Here is a 22,859-nt window from a genome sequence, read left to right on the forward strand (position 1 = left end):
CTATAAGTTCATTTGAATAAAAAATTTAAAATTGTTTGGATATACTTATAATAATGGATTATATCTTATAAGGTTAATAAGGGGATAAATAAATATCTATTATATCATATTTATATATTGTTAGGCTTATAGCAATCATAAAATTAATATCTTTAATATTTTATTCTTTTATTCATACTTATAGAAATTCTGGTATTGTCAAATTAAGATATACTCTCATATATACATATATCTTCATGATTGTATACGATACATGATAATTTTTGTATTTAGTTAGCAATTACTGTAAAAAATTTTTAATTTGTTTAAGGTATTTCAGATTAGAACATTATATATGTTCTAATTAATAATTAACAATAATGACATATTAAACGATATATTGAAGACAGATATAAACATGGTTTATAATACAACGTAATACTATATTTTTTATTTCAATATATTAACATCTATTTCACTAAATTGTAATTAATATTATTTTAATGATTATTATTAATGTTGTTTGATATATGTATTTATAATATCATATATTACAAATAAAATATATGATTATTTGTGTTTGTTATTCTAATAATGCGCTGTCATTGTAATGAGATATAAATTGTCATGATAACACCATTTAAATTGTTTACTAAAGTTTTTAAAAATAGAAATGAGCGAGCATTGAATCGTATGAAAAAAGTGGTGGATATTATAAATCATATGGAAAAAGATATAGAAAAATTAAATGATAGTCAACTTTCTTCTAAAACTAATGAGTTTCGTGTATTTATTGAATCAGGCGCAAATCTTGAGGAGCTATTACCACAAGCGTTTGCTGTAGTACGAGAAGCTATCAAGAGAATATTGAATATACGTCTTTTTGATGCTCAATTATTGGGGGGAATAGTTCTTAACAATCGTTGTATTGCAGAAATGAAGACCGGAGAGGGAAAAACTTTAGCTGCTACTTTACCTGCTTATTTGAACGCATTAATCGGGCAAGGCGTGCATATCGTTACAGTCAATAATTATTTAGCGAATAGAGATGCAGTAAATAATAGACCGTTGTTTGAATTTTTAGGATTAACTGTTGGAATTAATTTACCGGGGCTATCAGCATCTATGAAACGTGCTGCGTATGCAGCAGATATTACTTATGGAACAAACAATGAATATGGTTTTGATTATTTGAGAGATAATATGGTTTTTGCTCCAGAAGACCGGGTACAACGAGGGTTATATTACGCGTTGGTAGATGAAGTAGATTCTATTTTGATCGATGAAGCTCGTACTCCATTAGTTATTTCTGGGTCATCAGATGACACCTCTTTATTATATTTAAAGATCAACGAATTAGTTTCTAGTATAATTCAAGAAAATACAAAAAATATACATGATTTACAAGAAGAATATTTCACAGTCGATGAAAAATCTAGACAAGTTATACTCACTGAGAATGGATTGGTATTAATAGAACAATTATTGATTAAATCTGGAATTATGAGTCAAGGTGAATCATTATATTCATCAGACAATATTATATTGATGCATCATGTTAATGCAGCATTTCGTGCGCATATTTTATTTTCATGTGATGTGGATTATCTCGTTAAAAATGGTGAAATACTTATCATTGATGAACATACAGGACGTGTTATGCCTGGACGTCGATGGTCAGATGGATTACATCAAGCAATAGAAGCTAAAGAACATGTAACGATTCAAAATGAAAATCAAACATTAGCTTCAATTACATTTCAAAATTACTTTCGTTTATATGAAAAACTATCTGGTATGACAGGTACAGCTAATACTGAAGCATTTGAATTTCAATCTATCTATAAATTAGATACTATCGTTATACCGACTAATCGCCCTATGATTCGTAATGATTTCCCGGATGTAATTTATATGACGGAACATGAAAAAATTAATGCTATCATTAATGATATTAAAGATTGTGTTCATCGGAATCAACCAGTATTAGTTGGAACTATATCGATTGATAAGTCTGAAATTATTTCTCGCGCTTTAAGTCAGATTGGGATTGTTCATAAAGTTTTAAATGCTAAATTTCATGCCGCAGAAGCAGATATTATAGCGCAAGCAGGATATCCTGGTGCAGTAACCATTGCTACAAATATGGCCGGTCGTGGAACTGATATTATGCTAGGAGGCAATTGGCGTACGGAAATTACTTCGGTGCATAAATCAAGTACGTGTAAAATTTTAAAAATTAAATCACATTGGAAAAAGCGCCACGATGCAGTATTAAAATCTGGTGGATTACATGTCATTGGTACTGAACGGCATGAGTCTCGCCGTATTGATAATCAACTTCGTGGACGATCTGGACGACAAGGAGATATAGGTTCATCTAGATTTTATTTGTCAATGGAAGATTCATTAATACGTATTTTTGCTTCTAATAGCTTGATAAGCATGATGAAGAAATTAGGTATGAAATCAGGGGAATCAATTGAACATCCGTGGATTACTAAAGCTATCGCTCATGCTCAAAAAAAAGTAGAAAATCGTAATTTTGATATTAGAAAGCAATTATTAGAATATGATGATGTAGCTAACGATCAGCGTCGTGTTATTTATGAACAACGCGATAAATTATTAAATATGTCAGATATCGGTGATGTTATCAGTAATATTCGTTGTGATGTTGTTGATAAATTGTTGAATATTTATATTCCTTTAAATATTATAGAAGATAAAAGGGATCTAATAAAATTAGAAGAATGTTTAAAAAATGATTTTTGTTTAACGTTACCTATTGTAGAATGGATAGAGGTAGATCCTAGGTTATATGAAGAAAAAGAAAGATTACGTCAGCGTGTATTGGAAAATATGGTACAGCAATATGAACATATTCGGAAAATAATTGGAATAAATATAGTACGTTCTTTTGAAAAAGGAATTATGTTGAGAACATTTGATTTGCTATGGAAAGAACATTTAGCATCAATGGACTATTTACGCCAAGGCATTCATTTAAGAGGATATGCGCAAAAAGATCCTAAGCAAGAATATAAAAGAGAATCATTTGCTATGTTTACTAAAATGTTAGAGCATTTAAAATATGAAGTAATAAGCGAAATTAGCAGATTGGCAGTAGAGTTATTTAACAAAAAAAAATCTGGTCTAGACGAAACTAATGAGTGTTGTGATAGACAGTCTATGAATATACAAGCAATCAATGCTAAATTGTTATCGGTAAATTATTGTTTGCGCAAACATAAATTAACTCAAAATAAAGTAGTGGGTCGCAACGGTTCTTGTCCTTGTGGATCTAATAAGAAATTTAAAGAATGTCATGGTAAAATTACATATCAGTATCATGATGTATAATAATATTGATATTGTTTTAGTTGGTATACTACTACTAATAATATGATTGACGGTATTTTTTAAGTATTATCTTTGATTGTAGCTTTGAAGTGATGAATGTTATAAATGTAAATTTAAATAAAAAATTCTTGTTTTATATTTAGTTTATTTAAATAAAATTAGATAAACTAATATTGTTGAATACTAATAATTTTTTATTGTAGTTCATGATAAAAATTTAGTATTAGCATGTTTAATATTAGTTTTTGTTATTTAATGATTATGTATGATCATAGGTTGTATGGAATGCAGAATGAATAGTGATGTATAAAAGTAATTTATATACATTTCTGTCTTATTATTATTATTATTAAAAAAATTAATTTACGTGTTGTGAAAATAGAGAAGTATAGTCTTTCAAGGTTTTTTTTATTTGCTTAAAATAGTATTGTTAATAACTATTAATTTTTTATATTGAGATAATATTGATGTAACTCATAAATGCATTGTGTAATTTTATCAAGACTTTTGTTATTTTCAATAATATTATCGGCAAAGCTGCATCTATATTGACGAGATACCTGCGAGAATAAAATATTTCCAGCGTATTGTTTGCTTATCTTATCTCTATTAATAATTCGAGCTAACTGGATGTCAACATGTACATCTATAACTAATATATGATCTGCGTATTTTTGTAAGTTATGTTCCATTAATAATGGAACAACCCATAAAATGTAAGATGATCTATTAGATAATATATTTATTGTTTTTTGTGTTTCTTTTCTAATAAGCGGATGTAATAGTTTTTCAAGCCATTCCTTATCTTTAGAATTAAAAAAAATAATTTTTTTTAACATAGATCTATTTAATGAGCCATTAGGAAATAATATACGGCGTCCGAAGTATTTGGTTATCATAGATAAAGCAATGCTTCCAGGTTGTGTGACTTTTCTAGAAATCATATCAGAATCTATTACAGATACCCCCCCTGATAAATTAGAAAATTTTTTAGCCACAACACTTTTTCCGGAACAAATACCACCGGTGAGCGCAACAATATAAGACATAATTTTATTTTTTATTATTAATTAATTAAATAAAATGCTTTTATAAAAATGTGTTTTCTTAAGTACTACAAAACTAATAGAAATTTTTTGGAATAATATTTGTTAAACTATGTATAATGGCACCACTATTTTATAGTGAAGATATTATAGTGTTTCATAAATATTTTAATAACATTATTCGCAAGATTCGAACATGTCAGACATCAATAAAATTGATGATATTGTCGAAATAGTAAAAGATTTTTTATAATTAGCATAATGCTTTATTAAAAACATTATAATGATATGAAAAGTCGTTTATAGTCTTTTATTATAAACAATGCAAGCATTATTATTACATAGGCAATATATAATTGATAAAGAGTAGTTATGTATATATCTTATTATATTTATTTACATAAAATAATTATTTTAAAAAATTATATTCACTATGTGTTTATGACATTAGCAGATTCTATATATAAACAGTTATATTTAATAAAGCATTGATATGAGTTAATTGAATATATACACACAGGAATAAATATATGTCAACAAAGTCATCGAGTAGTCGTAAGCATTCTTCTTTGAATGTATTAATAATTGCTGGAGTAACACCATATCAACGCAGACCTAATGAAGAATATATGAGCTATGATCAACTTTTACATTTTAAACGTATTCTTGAAGCATGGAGAAATCAGCTTAAAAGCGATTTAGGATATTCCACATTATGCGCGCAAGATCAAACGTCTGTTAATTTTCCAGATCCAGTAGATAGAGCGGTTCAGGAGGAAGAATTTAATATAAAATTACGTAATCGTGATAGAGAACACAAACTTATTAAAAAAATTGAAAAAACCTTAAAAAAAATAGATACGAATGAGTTTGGATTTTGTGCTGCATGTGATGTAGAAATCGGTATTCGCAGATTAGAAGCTCGCCCAACAGCTGATTTATGCATTGATTGTAAAACTTTAGAAGAAATTAAAGAAAAACAAATGACCGGATAGATTGCTACAGTAACAATTAATTTTCGATACTTCATACACATAGCATATGTGTATGAAGTATAATTTTTAATATTTTGCATGTAGTTTTTTGCTATGGAAATTGATTCAATTTTATTAATTATGTTTTATATTAAAAATTTTTATATAAATGTTTATTAATTTTACTAATTTTGATGATTATTTAAACTTTCACAAAAATAAAAGGATTGACAACTTGATAATCGGTTGGGATGTATAATAATGGAACGAGTTTGGATAGGACTTGGTAGTAATATGTTAAACCCAAAGAAACAAATAGATCGTGCCATACACTCTCTTTCTAAGCTTCCAATGACTAAGTTAATGGCTGTCTCCTCTTATTATCGTAGTCGGCCATTAGGGCAGAAAAAACAGCCTGATTTTCTGAACGCAATAATAATATTAGATACTAATTTATCTCCAAAAGCATTGTTAAGTCGTACGCAATACATTGAGCAGAAACAAGGACGTATACGAGTACATAATTCTCCTGTATGGCAATCACGTACATTAGATTTAGACATTTTATTATTTGGAAAGTATATTGCATATACTTCTGAATTAACAATACCACATCATGGCATACTTAATCGAGAATTTGTAATCTACCCATTGATTGAATTAGATAATCATATAATTTTTCCTAATGGCAAAATTATAACAGATATTGTTAAGACTGTGCCTAAGAATGGTTTAGATTTTTGGAGGGAATAAACAACAACTAAAATATATGTTAGTTATGGCTATATATCATGTTGTATGAGTTGTGTTTTATTCTAAAAAACAAATTAGATGGTATATATTTAATGAAGCAAACATGATTGATGACATCAATCATGTTTATATTTAATGCTATAAGTATGTTCATATAATTATTGAAAATTTAATTATAATAAGTTTTCTATTGTGATTGTTTTATTATCGTAATGTAAATCTGTATTACAAATATGTTGTTACTATTAATAGTATTTAGGAATCGTTGTAATTTATAGAAATTATTTTAGCTTTAATAAAAACTTGATGCTATAGTTCTTGAATTAATTGGTAAAAAAAATCAATAATTAATATTTAAATAAAATAACTATAGTATGTATAGTACGGTATATGTTGGATTCAATATATAACAAATAATTTGGGTTTTTATACATAAGTGTTATATGTAATAATATATTGTAATATTTTCTTTCTGTTATTTAAAGCATTTGTTCGTTTAATAAAAATGTATATTTTGATAATTCATTAGTTGATTATTATAGAATATAATTAGTAAAAATATTTAAAATTGTGAAAATAATTTCAGTATTTAGCTATATATCATATGTATAATATCGTGCACATTGCTATCAGATCAATTTATTGATAATAAAATAACATATGCTATCAATATTATTTGATGTGCAAGATAATTTGTGATTTCATTTGAAATCAATTTATGTTTATTATTCTAAACGTATGCAGTTTTTTGATCATTTGTTGATAGCTGTCACAGCTGATTTATTTGTTGGTATATAATAGTTATATTGAGATATATTAGTATTAGTAATTAACAGAAAGTAATTTATTTTCATAAATTTCATATTATTTATTAAATGTTAAAACTATTTGATGGGATTATTTAAGAATATTATTATTGAGTTGAAAATTATTTTCATATATTTGAATTTGGAGTGCTTGTTTATTGTGATATTTCATAATTTTATATGTTTTAAAATCTCAATTGAGAAAAGTTTAATTTTTTAATTTTCATAAAGAGCTAGCATTTTAATTATTATAATGAAAAGGAAATGAGTTCAATAATGAACGGTTAGATTAATTTTTATAGTCTATTGTTAGTAGATTTTTTATTTGGTATGAATACGCGTGTATTAGTTATTTATTACTATAGTATAGTGCATTGAGACTGCAAGAGAATGTATTAGTAATATCGTTTATTTCGTTTTATATTGGAAGAAATGTCCGCAGAACAGGACGTTGTCATAAATATAAGAGAAGAGTGGAAGCTAGTTCATACACAGTATCTTCAAAAGTATTCTATTTGAAATTGAAGAATAAATAATATTATATCTTCAAGTTACAACGATAGTGATGTATTCTTTTATGTTCGGTAAAAAATCAAAATAGTCAACATTCATATGTATTTATTTGAAATATAGAATTATTTTGAGTGGGCTAGATCATTAAAAAATCAATAAAAATCTAGATTTATTTAATCTTTTAACTTATTTTTTTGTAATGTAATAGATGTAAGTAGTGTGATCATTATTTCTATTTATTGTAAATTTTGGTTTTATTTGTAATATTATAATATTACTTTAGATCGATTTATAACGGTATATGCTATCGTCATTACGGTTATTATTAATAATATTATAGAAATAAGTATTTATTTTTATATATTTAATTAAATAATCTAAACAGTAAAAATGTTAAAAAATTTTTTAATACTAATTACTTAAACGACATAACATTAATCATTTCCCAATGATTAATGTTAGAACACAAACTCAATACATATTACTATACTGCAACTAATGTTCAATCATATGAAATGATTTTACATTAATTATTAATACTTATGTTTTTTATTGATAGTAGGATTTTTACATTAATTTAATCATATGTATCATTTGTTTATGTATATTTTAGTAAATTAGGAAATATTTTGTTCGAAATGTGTAACAGCATCTTGCTGATGTCCTTTAAATTATAATTATATGTACATATTTTGGAAAATATTTATATTTTGAATTTTACAAATAAATAAATAGTTATATTTATTTATACTTATATATACTAATTAAAAATTAGCATATCTACACCTTGTAATTTATGCAGGCTATATACTGATATGGTACTATCTTTAAGTTAATTTATTTAAAATTTTAAGAATCATATGAAATTTATTATGTTTGTTTTTTTATATTAGGCAAATCAGTAATTGATCCATTATAAATAGATGCTGCTAATGCTATTGATTCATATAGGGTTGGATGAGCATGAATAGTCAGAGTGATATCTTCTACATCACACCCCATTTCAATAGCCAATGCAATTTCTCCTAATATTTCGCTAGCATGTGTACCTAAAATTGAACCCCCGATAATTCTGTTTGTTTTTTTATCAAAAATTAATTTGGTTATACCTTCTTTACAATCTTCAGTAATTGCTCGACCTGAAGCCATCCAAGGGAAGGTTGTAACTTCGTAATCTATATTTTTTTCTTGGGCATCTTTTTCAGTATATCCAACCCACGCTATTTCTGGATCAGTATATATAATGGATGGAATTATTGTTGGATCAAAACAACGTTTTTTACCAGAAATAACTTCTGCGGCCACATGTCCTTCATGAATACTTTTATGGGCTAACATTGGATATCCTATGATATCTCCGATGGCAAAAATGTGTGGTATATTAGTACGCATTTGCTGATCTACAGGAATAAAACCATGTTTGTCTACATTTATTTCTGTATGTTCGATATTCAACATATTACCATTTGGAGCGCGTCCAATTGCTACCAATAATGCATCATAACGTCGAGTGTTTTGTAATGCAGTTTGTTTATTTTCCATAGTTACATAAATACCATCTTTTTTAGCTTCTACTGCATTAACTTTAGTGTTCAAAATTAAATTAACATTTCTACTAATTATTTTAGTAAAAAAATTAATAATATCTTCATCTAAAATTGGCATAATTTGATTACACATTTCTACTATATCAATTTCTGAGCCGAAAGCATGATATATTGTTGCCATCTCTAATCCTATAGCTCCGGAGCCTATAATTAGCAAATGTTTAGGTACGGATTGTAAAGATAGAGCATCGGTTGAATTCCAAATACGTGGATCATTAGGAATACATGGTAAAGATACAGCATGCGATCCGGCCGCTATAATAGCGTAATTAAATGCTATTTCTAAGGTCATTTGATTATTTTCAACTTGAATAGTATGACTATTAAGGAATTTTCCAACTCCATCGATTACTTTAACTTTCCGTGTTCTTGCCATAGCGCTCAAATTATTTGATAGTTGAGTGATAATTTTATCTTTCCAAGAGCGTGTTTTATTAATATCAATGTGTGTTGCTTCCAAAAGAATACCATACTTATCTAATTTCTTTTGTGTTTCAATTAGTTTGGCAATATGTAACAGTGTTTTCGAAGGAATGCAACCAACGTTAAGACATACTCCACCTAAAGCAGGATAACGTTCTACTATTGTAGTATCCATTCCTAAATCAGCGCAGCGAAAAGCTGCAGAATAACCTCCAGGTCCTGCGCCTAAAACAAGAACTTGAGTTTTTATTTGCATATGCATAATATATATGGTGCCTCTCATATTTTTAATCGAAATTGTTATTTATTATATCCAATTTAATCGGATATGTATTTCTGTATTATACACAATTTATACCGAATAATGCATATGCACCTATGATTTAGGTGATACTATCTTTATGATATTAGGACTGAAAACAATTTTAAAAACGTAAATTTTTTAAAACTTATTTCTTATATAATTAATTGAATTTACATAGATAATAGTCGTGTGTCGGAAATTATTTGAGTAATAAGTGTCATGAATCGAGCTCCATCGGCTCCATCAATAACACGATGATCATATGATAATGATAAAGGCAACATTAAACGTGGCATAAATTCTTTTCCGTTCCAAACTGGTTTTATAAAAGATTTAGATATGCCTAAAATAGCTACTTCCGGGACGTTAACAATTGGGGTAAAAGCTGTACCTCCTATACCTCCTAAATTGGATATAGTAAAACTTCCTCCTTGCATATTAGAAGGAGTCAATTGATTTCCAGAACGTGCTTTCTTTGAAAGCTCTGCTAATTCTTGCGATAATAAAATAATACCTTTTTTATTCACATCGTTCAAGACAGGTACTAATAAACCTTTAGGAGTATCTACTGCTATACCAATATTAATATATTTTTTTAAAACTAGTGTTTGACCATCTTGGGACAGGGAACTATTAAATCGTGGTAATTCTTCTAATGCTTTTGCAACTGCTTTCATAACAAAAACTAAAAGCGTAATCTTACAATTTATTTTTTTACTTTTAATATCAATATTTTGCTGTTTTCTAAAATTCTCTAAATCGGTAATATCAGCTTCATCAAATTGTGTTACATGGGGAAGCATTATCCAATTTCTCTGTAAATTTGAACCAGAGATTTTTTGTATTTTGCTTAACATCACAGTTTTAATATCCCCAAATTTACTGAAATTTATTTTCGGCCAAGATAAGATAGGTAGTAGTTGATGAGATTGAATAGATGACATATGAGTTGTATGATATATTGAAAGATTGTTTATATAATTTTGAATGTCTTCTTTTAGAATACGTCCTTTACGACCGCTACCTTTTACTTTTGATAAATCTATTCCGAATGCACGAGCCATATGACGCACTAATGGTGTAGCATGATGTGTTGTGAGATCGAGTTTGGGATGATTACTGTGATGTATATCGCTACGTATCACTTTTTTTGTTGTATCATTGTTTGTTAATACATGAGCATGAGAGGAAGATTTAATATCGTTTTGCTCATTAAGAGCAGGAGTATTAGTATGATTTTGTGTATCAAGTAGTAAAATCAAAGATCCTGTATGTACTTTATCTCCAATGTGAACATGAATTTTAGTAACGATACCAGAACAAGGAGCTGGTATCTCCATAGATGATTTATCACCTTCAATTATAATAAGTGACTGATTAGTATTAATATATTCTCCAATTTTTACTATTACTTCTGTAACTTCTAATTCATCCTCACCAATATTTGGCACATTAATTTCGATTGTCATGATGTTATTCTCTTATATTAGGCGTGGATTAATTTTATCAGGATCAATGTTGAATATTTTAATGGCGTTCAGGACAACATCAGTACGAATATGGCCTTTTTTTACTAATTGGGCTAACGCAGCAGTCACCACATAACCTGTGTTTATCTCAAAATGATATCTCAAATTTTCTCGACTGTCGGAACGACCAAATCCATCTGTACCTAAAACAAAAAAATGATTACCTGGGACAAAACATCGAATTTGTTCTGCAAATAATTTCATATAATCAGTAGCAGCTATAGTGGGAAAATCACTTAATATAGTAGTAATATACGGTATTCTAGGTATGTCCATAGGATGCAACATGTTCCAACGTTCGCAATCTTGTCCGTCTCGTGCTAATTCAGTAAAAGACGTAACACTGTATACATCAGAACTTACATTATACTCTTGAGACAGGATTCGTGCCGCTTCACGAACAAGACGCAAAATAGCGCCAGATCCCATTAATTGAACTTTCCCATTTTTTCCAGATAAAGATTCTAATTTATAAATTCCTTTTCGGATACCTTCTTCGACCCCTGTTGGCATAGCTGGCATATGATATTTTTCGTTTAATGTAGTGATGTAATAATATATATTTTCTGGATTGCTTCCATACATTCGCATTAGACCGTCTTGTATGATAACAGCGATTTCATATGCATATGCTGGATCATAAGAAATGCAATTAGGGATTGTTAATGACTGAATGTGACTGTGTCCATCAGCATGTTGTAATCCTTCACCATTTAAAGTAGTGCGACCAGATGTCCCTCCGATTAAAAATCCACGAGCGTGTTGATCAGCAGCGGCCCAAAAAAAATCTCCGATTCTTTGAAAACCAAATATTGAGTAATAAATATAAAATGGTACCATAGGTAAGTCATTAGTACTATATGAAGTAGCAGCTGCTAACCACGATGCCGCTGCCCCTAATTCATTTATACCTTCTTGTAAAATTTGACCTTGTTTATCTTCACGATAATATGCAAGTAAATCATGATCTTGAGGAGTGTATTGTTGTCCCATGGGACTATAAATACCGATTTGACGAAACAATCCCTCCATCCCAAAAGTTCGGGCTTCATCAGCAATTATGGGTACTAGTCTATTTTTGATGGGTACATGTTTTAATAGTATATTTAATACGCGTACAAACGCAAGAGTAGTAGAGATATCTTTATTTTGTTGTATGAGTAATGGATAAAAATGTTCTAATGTTGGTAGTTCTAGCGAATTAGTGGAATGTTGCAACCTACTTGGAACGTATCCAAACAATGTTTTGCGTCGTGCATGTAAGTATATGTGTTCCTTAGAATCTTTTTTAAACGTTAAATAGGGTAAAGATTCAATTTGATCATTTTTGATAAGATTTAAGTTAAATCTATCTCTAAAATAACGTATCTCTTTTATATTAATGTTTTTTATTTGATGTGCAATATTCATTCCTTCTGCGCTAGAACCCATTCCATACCCTTTTACAGTATGCGCTAATATTACAACAGGTTTTCCAAAACTATTCTTAGCTTTTTCTAAAGCAGCAAATATTTTTTTAGGGTCATGTCCACCGCGATCCAACTCCCAAATTTCAGAGTCACTCATGTCATTTACTAACGTGCTAGTTTCTGGATATTTACCAAAAAAGTGTTTACGTATATAAGCACCATTTTTAGATTTAAATGTTTGATAATCTCCATCAACAGTTTCATTCATAAGTTGAATTAGTTTACCACTAGTATCCTTGTGTAACAATGCATCCCATTTGCTTCCCCAAATAACTTTAATTACTTCCCAACCTGATCCTTTAAATATATTTTCTAAGTCATTAATAATTTTTCCATTTCCTACTACTGGACCGTCTAATCGCTGTAAATTACAATTCACAATAAAAATTAAATTATCTAATTTTTCTCTAGCAGCAATATTCAACGCCCCTTTAGATTCAGGTTCATCCATCTCTCCGTCTCCTAAAAAAGCGTACACTGTTTGCAAAGTGGTGTCTTTTAAATCTCTGTTTTTTAAGTATTTTAAAAATTTCGCTTGGTAAATTGCGCTAATTGAAGTAAGACCCATAGAAACTGTAGGAAACTGCCAAAATTCTGGCATTAATTTTGGATGAGGATATGAGGGAAGTCCCAAATTTTTTATTTCTTGACGAAAATTATTTATTTGATTTTCATGCAATCGTCCTTCAAGAAAAGCACGGGCATATATACCAGGTGAAATATGTCCTTGAAAATATATTAAATCACCTCCATCATGTTTATTACGTGCGCGAAAAAAATGATTAAAACATACTTCATACAATGTAGCTGCAGATTGGAATGAAGCAATATGTCCTCCTAAATCCAGGTTTTTTTTTGATGCATGTAATACTATCATAATAGCATTCCAACGAACAACTGCGCATATGTGTTCTTCTATTTCTAGATTTCCGGGATATTCTGGTTCATCTTTAACTGGAATAGTATTTACATAGTCATTTGTTGTTCCATTGTTAGCAATTATAACTCCATTACTACGAGCTTCATGTATGATTTGATTTATTAAAAATTTGGCTCTTTCAACTCCTTCTCTTTGAATAACCGAAGAGATGGATTGCAACCAATCTTCTGTTTCTATTGGATCTACATCATTAGATAAATGTTCTAACATTGCAGCGTTTCCTTAATTTATTTAAAATATATGTATGTATATGTTGATTTTATAAATGTTAATATTTGTATCGTATAAAATATTAACGCGCGTTTGTATTTATACGAATAAAATAATTTTAAAAGTGTATTGGTTCATCGTTTTAAAAATCAAAAATATTTGCTACAGAAAAACAACATTTAGTAATTTAATGAATGTATGATATCTCTATGACTTCTATGATCTTCTCTTTAAGAGTAAAAATAGTGAAGTGAATAATTTAAAATATAATATTTAAAAATATTATTTCTTAACTTTTTTGTACTAATTCTGTATCAAATATTATTTGATTTAATGATTACAATAAAATATATAAGAGACTTATTTTAGATGCCAATGTTTTACTTTTATGTGTTATATCATATATATAAAATTAATAATGTTGCTTTTATTAAATAATTTCATAACATATCATCACACAATTGAATTGTATTTTAGAGTTTTAATCATGATACACTAAAAGTATGTGTTTATTTACGTCGTATTGTTTCTTAATCGTAATATAATTTATATGTGACATCAATGTTTTGGTTACATATTCGAATATGATAGATAAAATTTAAATATTGATAATTATAAATTAGGTGGGGTTTTCAGATTTATTGTATGTATACTATCATCTATTTTTTAACGTGGTATTACAGCCATAATAGGTCGATGCAATAGTGTTCAATTTCTATCTATTATGTATCATTAAATGTACAATAGATTATAATAATTATACTTTATGAAAACTATGTAAATTTATGTATGATAGTTTTTTACATAATGTTAGTTATAGCTCGAAACTAATATAAACGCAAAGTCATTTAAAAGTTCAGATGAATTTAAAATATAATTACAAATGTTTTAAATTTATTATAGATCAAACGAATTATTTCTGATATTTGTGGAAATATGTACTGTGGTATTACAGATTATTTGATGTATATACAAATATGTGAAAATGTATTCATGTTAGTTTAACGCAAATATTGGATGAATCAATATGTTGTTTTCTTATGCAGTTATAATTATAAAAAAATTTTATATTTTAGATACTGAATTTTTTAATTATTAATATTAATATTTTGTGTAATTTTATGCATAGTTTAGTCATTTCTAATATTGTTAATAACCATTTTTTTAATACAAGAAAAAAATTTAATTTTTTTTCTAAAATAAATATACCTATATATACCGTGTTGCTATTTGCCATAGTGATTTTATAAGTTTTTAATAATTTATTAGATTTAAAGCAATTAAATATAATGAATTTGTTTAAAACCCTTAGCTTTAATGTTGCCGTAGCAGTTTAACTAATACACATATCGCTGCTTCACACATATATTGTAGCTATTTTAGTGTATTTATAATGTTTGTGTATAAATTTTATTCCATCCATATATATAAGATGTAAAAAATGTTATATAAAAATTATTTGCTATTTTTAATCAAATATTATTAGACGTAGAAATCTTTTCAGATTATGTTTGTATTAAAAAAATTTATAAAAAATTTTTAACTGATGGATAAACTCAAACCTAGTAATTAATGCAACAGTATGCTTGCAATTGATTTAACAGAAAATTAGTCGTCTTTTATAAAAGACATATTTATTTATAGAAATATAAGATATAAATGTTGTTATATCTTAGTAGATTATAATTGTGAATATACCAATATCGATGGGTATGGATTAGAATTTAAAACGTTTTACAAATTTTAATAATATTCAATTGACACTATTTTGTTCAATTTATTTAAAAAAAAATTAACTATTAGTGATATAGCTTGTTTGTAGGAAATATATATGTGCTTTAAACTTATTTATGTTTGATTAATTACTCAGAATTGAGAATAATGTTTGCTCTATTTTAAAAAATGTAGTTTTTTATTTCAAACAGATATAAATTATTATAAATTGATGTGACATTATGTTTATGTCACTGTATGCAATATAAAGAGAACATCATAAACTAATTGTTAACCTACCTGAACATCGTAACGTATATTAAAAATATAATGTTTATGGATCAATTGCCGCATCAATATCATTTTATCATTATGCAACAAATATTACGCTTTTCGTATACTGTAACATGCGTTTTTTTATTTATTATAATTTTGATTGTAGTATATAGCGCATTTTTAGATAAAACGATACAAAGCCGTATTGGTGGTAAAGTTTGGAGGTTACCTACTGTTATTTACAGTCGTACGATTAATATAGAACCTAATACGTCATATAATAAAAATGATATAATTAATTTATTAGAGGCTTTACGGTATCGTCAAGTATTTAAAATTACTCATTCAGGAGAGTTTGTTGTACATAATAATAATATTGAGTTGTTGCGTAGATCTTTTAATTTTCCAAGCGGAGAAGAGGGAGAAATACATGTATCCTTTTTTTTTAATCAAGAAAAGTTACTCCGTATTTATAATCAAGACACAAACAATAATTTAGGATTATTTCGATTGGATCCCAAAATCATATCTATTCTATATGCTCCCAATGGACAACAAAGATTATTCATACCAAGATCGGGCTTTCCAGATATATTAATAGATATGTTATTAGCTGTTGAAGATCGTGATTTTTATAAGCATGATGGTATTCAAATATCTTCTATTGGTCGCGCTTTTTTAGCTAATATAGTTTCCGGGCGTACTATACAAGGTGGGAGTACTTTAACACAACAATTAGTAAAAAATTTATTTTTAAATAATACACGATCATTATGGCGGAAATTTAACGAAGTTTGTATGGCTTTAATTTGTGATTATCGATATAGCAAGGATCACATTCTTGAATTATATTTGAATGAAATATATTTTGGTCAAAACGGAAACGATCAGATCCGTGGATTTCCTTTGGCTAGCTTTTACTATTTTGGTCGACCAATAAATGAACTGAGTATAGATCAGCAAGCAATGTTAGTAGGAATGATAAAAGGGGCGTCTTTATATAATCCTTGGAAAAATCCACAGATAACACTGGAACGTCGAAATTTAATACTCAAATTGTTAGCACATAGAAATATTATTGACAAAAAAGTATGCGCTATTCTTAGTGCACGCCCGTTAGGAACACAATTAAAAGATGAGGTATTGATTTTACAGCCTGCTTTTATACAAATGGTGAATGAAGAAATACAAAATATTGATCAAATTCACGATTTTTCTGGAATAAAAATATTTACTACGTTGGATCCTATTTCTCAAAAAGCAGCAGAAAAGGCGATGGAATTAGGAATCCATAGACTCAGACGTTATTATAATGTAAAAGATCTAGAAGGTGCCATAGTTATATTAGATCGCTTCAATGGAAAAGTGCGGGCTATGGTAGGCGGATCTGAGCCCCGTTTTTATGGATTTAATCGTGCTATGCATGCTCGTCGTTCTATTGGTTCGTTAGCAAAGCCAGCAACTTATTTAGCAGCCTTGAGTGATCCTAATAAATACCACCTTAATACGTGGATCGCTGATGAACCTATTAATTTGAGACAACCAAATGGAGTAATTTGGTCTCCTAAAAATTATGATCGAAAATTTCGAGGTAAGGTGACACTTATCGATGCTTTTACTAAGTCTCTTAATGTGCCTACTGTTAATTTGGGCATGACAATAGGGTTGGATACTGTTTCTGATGTTTTAATAAAATTGGGTATTTCGCCTGATTTTATTCCTTCTTTTCCATCTATCCTTTTAGGATCCATTAATTTGACGCCTATAGAAGTCGCGCAAAAATTTCAAACTATTGCTAGCGGCGGTCAATATTCTACTTTATCATCTATTCGTTGTATTATGAATGAAGAAAATACAGTATTATATCGACATTTTACTAAGACAGAGCGTGTTATTTTTCCTCAAGCAGCTTATTTAGTATTATATGCAATGCAACAAGTAGTAGCACGAGGAACTTCTTGTGTTTTATCTTTGAAATTTCCTTATTCTCAATTAGCCGCAAAAACTGGAACTACTAATGATCTGAGAGATAGTTGGTTTGTTGGGATTGACGGTACAGAAGTAACTGTGATTTGGATAGGACGTGATAATAATGGGGAGGCTAAATTAACGGGTACTAATGGCGCATTAACTTTATATACTCTTTATTTAGATAATAAAAAACCTACTCCTCTACACTTAATACCACCTAGTGGTATTAAGAATGTACTTGTGGATAATTGTGGTAATTGTATATTACATGATAGTAAAAGTACTTGCTGTCAGGTATTGCCAATGTGGGTAAATGATGAGCAAGTATTGCTGCAGTCACTCGCACAATCAAAAATCATCTCATACAATCAAAAATCGATGAATATCGTAGAATAACAGGATATTTATAATATAAATCAATGAATAAATAATGTTTATTTATTAATCGTTGTTGATTGTTTATTTTCTAAAGTAACGGTGAGTTTACGTAACAATATATAATTATACTTTAAGTAACTTTAATTCTGTCTTTATTTTGTCAATTAACAATACAATATTGAAATATTATTCTAATATAGCATGGAAATTGTTTATATAAAGCGTATATTGTAGAAATAGTTTGCTTAGTCAAGAAACTGTTTTATCAAATCAAATATACAAGATCTAAATTGATCCAATTAATTATAGCAAGACTAATGATAGTATTATTTACGATGTAAAAGGTTAAGAATTATGAATAATGATGCAAAATTCCCTGTACAATTGACTGATTTTGCAGCCAGTAAAGTAAGGTTTTTTATTAAAAATAAAATAATAAACAATTCAAATTTAAAACTGCGTGTATATATTATAGGAGGAGGCTGCGGCGGGTTTCAATATGGATTCACTTTAGATGATAAAATTACTGATGATGATTGTATTATAGAAAATAATGGCGCTGCTTTAGTGATAGATCCTATGAGTTTGCAATATTTGTTTGGTGGTATTGTAGATTATTATGAAGGTTTAGAAGGGTCTCGATTTGTTGTAATAAATCCAAACGCTAAGAATACTTGCAGTTGCGGCTCTTCTTTCAGTATATAAACATATGTTATGTATAACAATACGTTCACCAAAATAGATAAACATGTATGTTTACCTTAATTATGTTTATTAAATATCCATGATATTGATTGTGTCGTGTATACATCTTGTTTTGTATAGTATAAACTTCAGGTATTAAAATTGTTGACGTGATTACTGCATATCATCTGATGTAATTGTTTTAGCAAAACAATTACATCAGATGATTATATATTATCAGGAAATGTTATTTATTTTAAGATAACCAATTAATGTAATATGAGATGTTGTATTTGCAATTAAATAAATTCATGATTAACGATTAAAGGTTGAAGCATGTCTAGGGACAATTGAGTGTTGTTTTAAAATATAGGTAAATATGTAATAATTAATATTTACTAAATAATTCGCCATAATTCATAGAAAAAAAATAAATCATGAAAAATTAAATGTATAATTTGGGTTGATATGTGAGAGTTAATTATATTTTTGTAACTGGTGGAGTTGTATCATCTTTAGGCAAAGGTATTGCTACAGCATCTTTAGCTGCAGTTTTAGAGGCTCGTGGTTTAGGTGTCACCATAATTAAATTAGATCCGTATATCAATGTAGATCCTGGTACCATTAGTCCTGTGCAACATGGAGAGGTGTTTATCACTGAAGATGGAGCGGAGACCGATTTAGATCTAGGACATTATGAGCGCTTTATTCGTACTAAAATGAGGCATCAAAATAATTTCACTGCTGGTAGAATTTATGCTGACGTTTTGCGTAAAGAACGTCGGGGAGATTATTTGGGCGCTACGATACAGATTATTCCTCACGTTACCGATACCATAAAAAAATGGCTTATAGCAGGTGCTTTAGGCTATGATGTTTTGTTAGTGGAAATAGGTGGAACAGTAGGCGATATTGAATCATTACCTTTTTTAGAAGCTATTAGGCAAATGGTGATCGAAGTAAGTAGAGAGCAAACTTTATATATACATTTGACATTAGTGCCTTTTATTGCAGTATCTGGAGAGCTAAAAACCAAGCCAACACAACATTCAGTAAAAGAGCTACTTTCTATTGGCATTCAACCTGATATTTTAATTTGTAGATCTGATCGAGTAATAAGCAATAATGAACGAAAAAAAATTTCTTTATTTTGCAATGTACCTAAACAAGCGATAGTTTCTCTGCAAGATGTAGATTCAATTTATAAGATACCCGCTTTACTCAAATCGCAAGGATTAGATGATTATATTTGTAAACGTTTTAATTTAAATTGTCCTGAGGCAAATCTATCGGATTGGGAGGAAGTAATTTATTATCAAGAACATCCGATAGGAGAAGTAACTGTGGGTGTGGTAGGTAAATATATTGAATTGGTGGATGCTTACAAATCAGTGACAGAAGCATTAAAACATGCTGGAATAAAAAATCGTGTTGTCGTTAATATTCGTCTTATTAATTCCCAAGATGTGGAAAAATTAGGGATAGAGAAAACATTGAAGGGTTTAAATGCTATCTTAGTTCCTGGAGGCTTTGGTTATCGTGGAGTGGAAGGAAAGATTTTGTCCGCACAATATGCCAGAGAAAATAATATACCGTATTTTGGGATCTGTTTGGGTATGCAAGTAGCACTGATCGAATTTGCTCGTCATGTCGCCGGAATGCCAGATGCTAATTCTACAGAATTTGTAGCTAATTGTAAATATCCGGTAGTAGCTCTAATAACTGAGTGTAGAGATGAAAATGGTGTTACAATAATGCGTAATAATAATATTAACTTGGGTGGGACTATGCGTTTGGGCAATCAAGCATGTTATTTAATTAAAGACAGTCTAACGCATCAAATGTATGGTAAAAGTACTATATTAGAACGTCATCGCCATCGTTACGAAGTAAACAATATGTTGTTAAACAACATAAAACATGCGGGGTTAAGTTGTGTTGGTTTTTCTGAAAAGAATCGTTTAGTAGAAGTAATTGAGTACTCGAAGCATCCATGGTTCATAGGTAGTCAGTTTCACCCTGAATTTAATTCTACACCTCGTGATGGTCATCCTTTATTCATAGGTTTTATAAAAGCTGCAATAGAATATCAACATCGTCATAATAAATTAATTTAGTATATACGAGTTAATGTTTATGGTATTATTTTTTAGTTTGTAATTAAAAATATAAATTAATTAACAAAGGAAATGTATATGCCTAAGATTTTGCACATTACTGGACGTGAAGTTATTGATTCTCGTGGTAATCCAACAGTGGAAGCTGAAGTATATATTAACGGTGGTTCTAGATTAGCATCTGTACCATCTGGAGCATCTGTTGGTTCCCAGGAAGCTTTAGAATTGCGAGATAATGATAAAAATCGGTTTTTTGGAAAAGGGGTAATAAAAGCGGTAAATGCTGTAAATGGACCTATTCACCAGGCATTAATGGGTATAGATGTGACACAACAACGCGTTATTGACGCCATTATGATTGATCTAGATGGCACTCGTAATAAATCAAAATTTGGTTCTAATGCTATCTTGAGTGTTTCTTTGGCAGCGGCGAAAGCGGCTTCGGCATTTAAAAATGTTCCATTATATCATCATATTGCTGATTTATATGATGCGCCAACGAATGCATTTATCATGCCACTTCCTATGATGAACATTATTAATGGAGGCAGGCACGCTGATAATGATTTAGATATTCAGGAGTTTATGATTGTACCGGTTGGAGCAAAAACAATCAAGGCAGCAATTCAGATGGGATCTGAAATATCGCATACTTTAGGGATAATATTAAAGAAAAAAAGAATATCTACACAGTTAGGCGATGAGGGGGGGTATGCTCCTAATATTAGTTCTCATACTATTGCGTTAGAGTTAATAAAAGAGTCTGTAGAACAGTCCCATTATGTCTTAGGAGAAGATGTCGTGCTAGCAATAGATTGCGCTGCATCTGAATTATTTGATACATCTATTGCTAAATATAACATAAAAAGTGAAAAAAAATTTTTTACTTCTGAAGAGTTTACTCATTATTTGTCATTATTAGCACAAGAACACTCAATAGTTTCTATTGAAGATGGACAGAGTGAATATGATTGGGATGGTTTTGCTTATCAAACCAAAGTTCTTGGTAATAAAATTCAATTAATAGGAGACGACTTGTTCGTAACTAACTTAAATCTGTTACAAATAGGTATTAATCGAAATATCGCAAATTCTATTTTAATTAAATGTAATCAAATAGGATCATTAACTGAAACATTAGATACTATTAGAATGGCTAAAAACGCAGGATATACCACAATTATTTCGCACCGTTCTGGAGAAACTGAAGATACAAGTATTGCTGATATAGCAGTGGGCACTTCTGCGGGTCAGATTAAGACTGGACCTGTTCGTTGTTCTGAACGTGTAGCTAAATACAATCAACTAATACGTATAGAAGAAATTTTAGGCAAAAAAGGAGTGCTTCATAGATTTAAAAAGATACAACCATGTTGTAACTGATTTGCAATTAATTATGTTTGCAAATCTACATAAAACTAAATAAACAAATGTTGTTTATAGAGCAACCAGAATGCGACAGTTTTCTTATTACTTGATAATAGAAGAGTGTTAAGTAAAAATAATTAATTTACGTGATTTTGATCTAAATAAACATATAATAATGATTATTATTAAACTAGAGGTGCTAATCATATTAGGTATATAAATATGTATATGTATCGATATGGGTTAATTTTTTAATATGTGTTTGTTATACTTGTGTAATAAATTATTTCTTGTTAGTTCAAAAAAACTATTATTGATAATATAAATTAATTTGCATTACTACACCACTATAATAGCAGTGGTCAATAATATCGTACGTTGTTATATTTCATTTAGATTTATATTATTTGAAAAATAATAATAACACATAATTTTG

General features: G+C 28.9%; 11 protein-coding genes. 7 read left to right on the top strand and 4 right to left on the bottom strand.

The annotated features are described in order from the left end of the window. Window positions 1-606 precede the first annotated feature (606 nt). The gene (secA, locus tag CBquer539_RS00755; RefSeq protein WP_500836563.1) at window positions 607-3,342 is read left to right on the top strand and encodes a preprotein translocase subunit SecA; all 2,736 of its coding nucleotides are present in this window, start codon (window positions 607-609) and stop codon (window positions 3,340-3,342) included. A gap of 440 nt (window positions 3,343-3,782) precedes the next feature. Here the strand turns inward: secA and coaE are convergent, their stop codons facing one another. Beyond that, complete coding sequence (coaE, locus tag CBquer539_RS00760) at window positions 3,783-4,391, bottom strand: dephospho-CoA kinase (protein WP_500836564.1); 609 nt, start codon at window positions 4,389-4,391, stop codon at window positions 3,783-3,785. A 527-nt stretch (window positions 4,392-4,918) separates the two neighbouring features. On the opposite strand from coaE, the gene dksA reads away from it, so the two are divergent. Together dksA and folK are read left to right on the top strand one after the other, a co-directional pair. Next, window positions 4,919-5,383, top strand: coding sequence for an RNA polymerase-binding protein DksA (dksA, locus tag CBquer539_RS00765; RefSeq protein WP_500836565.1), 465 nt, complete (start codon window positions 4,919-4,921; stop codon window positions 5,381-5,383). Between the two features lie 240 nt (window positions 5,384-5,623). Further along, the gene (gene folK, locus CBquer539_RS00770; protein WP_500836566.1) at window positions 5,624-6,115 is read left to right on the top strand and encodes a 2-amino-4-hydroxy-6-hydroxymethyldihydropteridine diphosphokinase; all 492 of its coding nucleotides are present in this window, start codon (window positions 5,624-5,626) and stop codon (window positions 6,113-6,115) included. Between the two features lie 2,189 nt (window positions 6,116-8,304). Here the strand turns inward: folK and lpdA are convergent. The 3 genes from lpdA to aceE form a co-directional block, all read right to left on the bottom strand. Then, the gene (gene lpdA / locus CBquer539_RS00775; RefSeq protein WP_500836732.1) at window positions 8,305-9,729 is read right to left on the bottom strand and encodes a dihydrolipoyl dehydrogenase; all 1,425 of its coding nucleotides are present in this window, start codon (window positions 9,727-9,729) and stop codon (window positions 8,305-8,307) included. Between the two features lie 209 nt (window positions 9,730-9,938). Next, a complete protein-coding gene (gene aceF / locus CBquer539_RS00780) occupies window positions 9,939-11,237 on the bottom strand; it encodes a dihydrolipoyllysine-residue acetyltransferase (protein ID WP_500836567.1) in 1,299 nt (432 codons plus the stop codon). Between the two features lie 12 nt (window positions 11,238-11,249). Then, a complete protein-coding gene (aceE, locus tag CBquer539_RS00785) occupies window positions 11,250-13,916 on the bottom strand; it encodes a pyruvate dehydrogenase (acetyl-transferring), homodimeric type (RefSeq protein ID WP_500836568.1) in 2,667 nt (888 codons plus the stop codon). Window positions 13,917-16,001: 2,085 nt separating this feature from the next. Here aceE and mrcB point away from each other — a divergent pair. From mrcB to eno, 4 genes are all read left to right on the top strand, one after another. Beyond that, window positions 16,002-18,272, top strand: coding sequence for a bifunctional glycosyl transferase/transpeptidase (gene mrcB / locus CBquer539_RS00790; RefSeq protein WP_500836733.1), 2,271 nt, complete (start codon window positions 16,002-16,004; stop codon window positions 18,270-18,272). Between the two features lie 336 nt (window positions 18,273-18,608). After that, on the top strand, window positions 18,609-18,959 hold the full coding sequence (gene erpA, locus CBquer539_RS00795; RefSeq protein WP_500836569.1) for an iron-sulfur cluster insertion protein ErpA: 351 nt from the start codon (window positions 18,609-18,611) through the stop codon (window positions 18,957-18,959). A 449-nt stretch (window positions 18,960-19,408) separates the two neighbouring features. Then, a complete protein-coding gene (gene pyrG / locus CBquer539_RS00800; RefSeq protein WP_500836570.1) occupies window positions 19,409-21,055 on the top strand; it encodes a CTP synthase in 1,647 nt (548 codons plus the stop codon). A gap of 78 nt (window positions 21,056-21,133) precedes the next feature. Next, a complete protein-coding gene (eno, locus tag CBquer539_RS00805; RefSeq protein WP_500836571.1) occupies window positions 21,134-22,438 on the top strand; it encodes a phosphopyruvate hydratase in 1,305 nt (434 codons plus the stop codon). Window positions 22,439-22,859 lie beyond the last annotated feature (421 nt).

It is taken from the genome of Blochmannia endosymbiont of Camponotus quercicola (genome assembly GCF_059935335.1).